Source organism: Pseudomonas sp. 18058 (assembly GCF_902706155.1).
Lineage (GTDB): Bacteria > Pseudomonadota > Gammaproteobacteria > Pseudomonadales > Pseudomonadaceae > Aquipseudomonas > Aquipseudomonas rustica.
In genome coordinates, this window is record NZ_CACSJY010000111.1 from 1 (window position 1) to 4,325 (window position 4,325).

The following is a 4,325-nucleotide window of genomic DNA, read 5'->3' on the forward strand; positions in this document are numbered from 1 at the left end:
CGCGAATGCGGTGGGTCAGCCACCTTCATTGTTGAATGACACACCGCTTTCGCGAGCAAGCCCGCTCCCACAGGGTTGTGGGTGTTCTTGCCAGCGTTGTGCGACGCCCGCATCGAGGCCGAACAGGTCGAGCACGCGGCCAAGGCTGTGGTCGACCATTTGCGCGAGGTTTTCCGGGCGGGCGTAGAACGCGGGCACCGGCGGAGCGATGATTCCGCCCATCTCGGTGACGGCGGTCATGTTGCGCAGGTGGGCGAGGGTCAGCGGGGTTTCGCGGGCCATCAACACCAGCGTGCGGCGCTCCTTGAGCGTGACGTCGGCAGCACGGCCGATCAGCCCCGAAGACGTTCCGGTGGCAATCTCCGCCAGCGTCCTCATCGAACACGGCGCCACCACCATGCCGAGGCAGCGAAACGAACCACTGGCAATCCCGGCGGCGACGTCATCGGCGCGGTGGTAATGACTGGCCAGCGCAGTGACGTCGGCGAGTTTGTAGTCGGTCTCGTGGGCCATGGTCAGCAGCGCAGCGCGACTGATGATCAGGTGGCTTTCGATGTCCAGCTCGGCGAGCAATTGCAGCAAGCGCACGCCGTAGATGAAGCCGGACGCGCCGCTGATGCCGACCACCATCCGTTGCCGGTTCACGATTCCAGTCCTTTGAGCAAAACCCGCGCCCGCTCAAGAACACCCTGATCGAGCTGCGCCTTGATCCCGTCAAATCCGGAACCGCGAGTCGCATCCAGCCCCATCCGCGAAGTGGTGCCGTTGACCGACGACGATGGATCGAGCGGACTACCGGGCAAACCATCGATGGTGAAAATATCCAGATGCGGCTGAAAGTGTGTGGCCAGTGCCCACAGCACCTGGCTGTCATCGCTGATGTCGATATCGCTGTCCACCGCGATCACGGTTTTCAGGTACGGATCCCAGCCGAGCAGGGCCAGCATGATCTGCCGCGCCTCGCCGTCGCGGCTCTGATCCAGCGCCACGTAGCAGTGAAAATGCGTGCCGGAATTGGGGTAATGCACAGCGGTGACGGCGGGGAAACGTGCCTTGAGTTTTTCGCTCATCTCCGCTTCGCGCGGCAGGCGGGCGAGGGTCAAATGCTCGGCGTAGCGGCCGCCCATCACATCGACCAGCCAGGCATCTTTGCGCTTTAACAGGGTGTCGACGCGCAGCACATTGTTGGTCGAGCGATCCGAGGAATAACCGCTGAATTCACCGAACGGGCCTTCCTCGGCATAGGCCGCCGGGTCAATCGCGCCTTCCAGAACAAACTCGGCATACGCTGGTACACCGATGCCGTAGCGTGGAGTTTTCACCAGTTCCAGCGGCGCACCAAACAGCCCGCCAGCGACGGCGCGTTCATCGGCGCCATAGGGCAAGCGTGCAGCGGCGGCGAGCATGAACAGTGGGTGCGCGCCAACCACCATGGCCACACGCAATTCTTCGCCACGTTCGCGCGCGGTCTGCAGCATCCGCCACAGGTGGCCGCGTGAATGCAGGCTGGTGGCGAGGGCCTGGCGGGCGTGGCGCATCGAGCGGTGATAGCTCATGTTGGCAATGCCGGTCAGCGGGTCTTCGGCGATGATGATCGCGTTGGTGATGTACGGGCCGCGATCGCTGTCGAAATGCTTGAGCATCGGCAGCAGCGCCAGATCCAACGCTTCGCCTTCGAAGACTTCATCGAGAATCGGGCCGCTTTCCACATAACGCGGGGCGATGGCTTGGTTGGCGCGGGTCTGGAAGGTTTCGTGCAGTTGCGCAGGCGTTACGCCGAAGAGCCGGGCGATGCGGGTTCGGGAGGCGAACAGATTAGTCGCCACCGGCACGCCGAGGTGGCCGACGTTTTCGCAGATCAGCAGCGGATCGCGGCCTTGGGCGGCGAGGGCATCGACCAGGGCGGTGACGTCCTGATCGGCAGAAATCGGTTGAGTGACGGTCAGCACATCGTCCGGGTACTCACGGCGATAGGCGTCGATGAACACGTGAAAGTCCTGAGAATCGCCGAGCGTCGAACGGGTCATGGTGTCACCTCGTAAAAAGCAGGCACGCAGGGGTGAGAGGGCGTTCGCGCGGCCAGCCGTTGGCCTGCCGGTCGAACGAACGCCGGGTCATCTTCGTGCCTGTAAAGTCGCTGTGTGCTCTGTGCACAGATCCCTTGTGGCGAGGGCCTCTGTGGCGAGGGGATTTATCCCCGTTGGGCTGCGAAGCGGCCCCAAATCCTGCCACCGCGCTGCATCAGGCAGACCGCGGTTGCCGGTTTTACGACTGCTTCGCAGCCGGACGGGGATGAATCCCCTCGCCACAGGGTTTCCTTGTTACCCCAAGGATCTGCGTTATCTAGAGGTACGTGGTGGTCAGGCGTATGTCGGCCTCGGCCAGATCCTTCGGCGGTGGCGTCGGTTCGATCCCGCACAACCTTGCGATGTTGTTGCCCAGGTAGTCTTCGAGATGATCCTCATCAATCCCCAAACCCTGCGGCGCCGGCGAGCACAACACCTCCAGTTCCCGCAGCCACATCCCCGGCTCATTCGGCGGTGAATCGGTGCCGAACACGATCTTGTTGCGCGGCAGTTCCTTGGCGAATTCGACGATCCGCGACTGGAAGCACCAGCCCGATTCGCAGTACACGTTCGGCGTGTCCATCGCCATCCAGAACGCTTCGAACGAGTAGTTGCCGCCGGTCTGGATACCGAAGTGACCGATGATGAAATTGACCATCGGGAACTCGCGGATGATCGGGTAGAACATCGTCGGAATCGTGTACGGGCCGTCGCCGGTGTGGATCAGCACGACGATGTTGTACTTGGCGCAGACCTTCATCGCCGGACGCAGCCAGTCGAGTGCGCGATCCGGGCGATAGCCGTGCATGTTGGCGTGCAGTTTGAGCATCTTGAAACCGTATTCCTTGATGTGGAATTCCAGCTCCGCCGCACCGTTTTCCGGTCCCCAGCGCGGGTTGAAGTTGAAGTTGCCGATGAAGCGATCCGGGTACTTCATGCACAGTTCGGCGATGTACGACATGTAGTCGCGCACGCCTTCGCGGCCCCGGCGGTTGCCGTCGCGATAACCGGTGTTGCCCGGTGGCGGCTGGATGAAACCCATGTCGATGCGGCGTGGTTTGCCGTTGATCATGTACGGGCCGTCCATAAGCTTGAGCATGCGCTCGCCGGTGAACGGTTCGCCGGTGTGGCGCCAGGCCTCGTCGACCAGATTTGTTGGGTGCAGATGGGTGTCGATGATCATCGGTTCAGCTCCTGGCCAGTTGCGTGGTGACGGGGCGCTTGAGTTGCGCCTCTGCTTCGGAAACGGAACGGGGTGGCGGGGTTGGCTCAAGGCCGATCATCCGCGCGGTGTTGTTGCCCAAGTAGTCTTCGAGGGTGTCCTCGTCGAGGTTCAGGCCTTGCGGCGGTTCGTGGCAGAGCACTTCGAGCAGGCGCAGCCACATGCCCGGTTCGTTCGGCGGTGTGTCGGTGCCGAAGAGAATTTTGTGCGTCGGCAAGACCTTGGCGAATTCGACGATCCGCGATTGCAGGCACCAGCCGGATTCGCAGTAGACGTTGGGCAATTCCATCGCCCATTGCATCGGTTCGAACACGTAGACGCCACCGGTCTGCACGCCGAAATGGGCCATGATGAAATTGACGTTGGGGAATTCCTTGATCATCGGCACCCATTCCGACGGGATGCTGTAAGGGCCGTCGCCGGTATGTAGCTTGACCGGGATGCCCAGCTCGGCGCACTTCTCGAAGCATGGGCGCACCCAGTCGAGCGCACGGTCAGGACGGTAGGCGTGCATGTTGGCCTGCATCTGCACCATGCCGAAACCGTGTTCCTTGACGTAGCGCTCGATCGCTTCGACGCCGTTTTCCACGCCGCAGCGCGGGTTGTAGACGAAGCAGCCGATGAAACGATCCGGGTAGGTCTGCACCATTTTCAGGGTGTAGGCCATGTAGGCATCGATGGATTCACGGCCGGTCAGGTCGCCGTCGGTCCAGGTGTAAATCGTGTTGCCTTGCGGCGGCTGGATGAAGGCTTTGTCAATGCGGCGAGGCTTGCCGTTGACCATGTACGGGCCATCCATCATCTCCAGCAGACGCTCGCCGGTGAACGGGTCACCGTCATGCCTCCAGGCGAGGTCCACCAGATCGGTGGGATAGCAGCTGATATCGATGATCATTGCAGTCGATCTCCTGATAGCGGGGAAGGGAGCCTTGCGGCTCTCGGCATCCACGTCCCGGGCAATCGGCCGTTTCTATGCGCAAGACTCGCGCATTCCCTCGCCTGTTCGCATCCGGCCCGGGTGGGTGGCTGCTGAGGGC

Annotated in this window: 4 protein-coding genes; all 4 read right to left on the bottom strand. The window is 62.1% G+C overall.

The features are described 5' to 3' along the window. Positions 1-15: 15 nt before the first annotated feature. Complete coding sequence (locus GVL50_RS28330; RefSeq protein ID WP_178124229.1) at positions 16-630, bottom strand: UbiX family flavin prenyltransferase; 615 nt, start codon at positions 628-630, stop codon at positions 16-18. Positions 631-641: 11 nt separating this feature from the next. Next, complete coding sequence (locus tag GVL50_RS28335; protein WP_159815836.1) at positions 642-2,027, bottom strand: UbiD family decarboxylase; 1,386 nt, start codon at positions 2,025-2,027, stop codon at positions 642-644. 316 nt (positions 2,028-2,343) lie between these two features. Further along, positions 2,344-3,249 (bottom strand): amidohydrolase family protein, encoded by a 906-nt coding sequence (locus GVL50_RS28340; protein ID WP_008081961.1) that lies wholly within the window; start codon positions 3,247-3,249, stop codon positions 2,344-2,346. Between the two features lie 4 nt (positions 3,250-3,253). Then, positions 3,254-4,183 (bottom strand): amidohydrolase family protein, encoded by a 930-nt coding sequence (locus GVL50_RS28345; protein ID WP_008081962.1) that lies wholly within the window; start codon positions 4,181-4,183, stop codon positions 3,254-3,256. Between the last annotated feature and the right edge of the window lie 142 nt (positions 4,184-4,325).

Excerpts from the sequence above, each read along its gene's own strand:
- GVL50_RS28330 (WP_178124229.1), bottom strand. The coding sequence starts at position 630 with ATGGTGGTCGGCATCAGCGGCGCGTCCGGCTTCATCTACGGCGTGCGC.
- GVL50_RS28335 (WP_159815836.1), bottom strand. The coding sequence starts at position 2,027 with ATGACCCGTTCGACGCTCGGCGATTCTCAGGACTTTCACGTGTTCATC.
- GVL50_RS28340 (WP_008081961.1), bottom strand. The coding sequence starts at position 3,249 with ATGATCATCGACACCCATCTGCACCCAACAAATCTGGTCGACGAGGCC.
- GVL50_RS28345 (WP_008081962.1), bottom strand. The coding sequence starts at position 4,183 with ATGATCATCGATATCAGCTGCTATCCCACCGATCTGGTGGACCTCGCC.